Origin of the sequence: Shewanella sp. 10N.286.45.A1 (assembly GCF_041470405.1) — a bacterium.
In the GTDB taxonomy this organism is placed as follows: Bacteria; Pseudomonadota; Gammaproteobacteria; order Enterobacterales; family Shewanellaceae; genus Shewanella.
The window spans coordinates 1-1,038 of record NZ_JBFRMK010000418.1; the positions used below are offsets into that span (position 1 = coordinate 1).

General features: G+C 39.8%; 1 protein-coding gene. It reads right to left on the reverse strand.

From position 1 onward, the window contains the following. Positions 1-355: 355 nt before the first annotated feature. Positions 356-607 (reverse strand): DUF2999 family protein, encoded by a 252-nt coding sequence (locus AB4238_RS22115; protein WP_220739584.1) that lies wholly within the window; start codon positions 605-607, stop codon positions 356-358. Positions 608-1,038: the final 431 nt, after the last annotated feature.

Sequence of the window (1,038 nt, forward strand, 5' to 3'; positions counted from 1 at the left end):
TAGCTCCTAGCTCGTTATGTTGCTGATTATCAATGGCTGGCTAGTGATTACACTGGGTGAGCGAGTGCCTTTAGCACTGCTGCGCGAGCGGTTAGCTTACGCTGTTGTTCTGCTGTCATATCAATGTTCCTGCAAACTTGAAGGGATGCGACTTTATTATTTTGTCATTTGGTTAAATGGCCAAGTGTTTGGCAGTATAGATCTGAGTCGACTTGATTAGTGTGATCAAGTAAACAGTTTTACCTGTGACTGAATAAAGCGCTGGATTGAGCTTTTGGGAAGATAGAAGGGGAGTTTAAGTTGATAAACATAGATGTGGGGAAGGAGTATTTCTCTCTTCCCACAAACGCTTTTGTTACTGCTGTAATTGAGCTTTAGCTGCTTCAACTTTTGAAAAGTCTAAACCTAGCTCTAGAACTGCTTCTTTAATGAGTGTTGGAGTCTGCATTACTAGTGCCATCATCTGCTGCAATTTCTCTGCAGGGATCCCTAATTGGCCAACGGTCGCCATTGCCATCATTGGATTTTCTGTCAGTGTCTGGAATAGCTCACTGATTTGAGCGTCACTGATATTGTGTTCTTTTAAGATCGCAAGAATAGGGTTCATTGCACTGCCTTATATGCTTAGTTAAATTAAATAGGCATGGATTCTAACACACTCCATGCACTTAAGTGGTGAGTAAAAAACTATCGACAATTATGTCTATTTCCAAGCTAGTTTTTGTCCCTTTTTAGATATGCAAACAGCGTAAATTAGTTAGTTTGGAAGTTGTATTACCCGCATAGTGGTATTGGTTTTAGCCGCCATTATTTTTACTGTGGCCTACAAGGTTGATTTAACAGCTAATTAAGGACAGTCAAAAGTATTAAATGTTATGAAAATGTTTTAGGGGCTGTTGATCTTTCGAGCTTAGTTTTTGTTCGAATTCAATTGTTTTAGTATAAGGCTTGAGCGATGATGCTTAGCTGGCTAAGCGAAAAGCTCGTAACGCACGCTAGTCATAAAAGAGTAAATGAATTGAAACGAACCCAAAGGGC

Excerpts from the sequence above, each read along its gene's own strand:
- AB4238_RS22115 (WP_220739584.1), bottom strand. The coding sequence starts at position 607 with ATGAACCCTATTCTTGCGATCTTAAAAGAACACAATATCAGTGACGCT.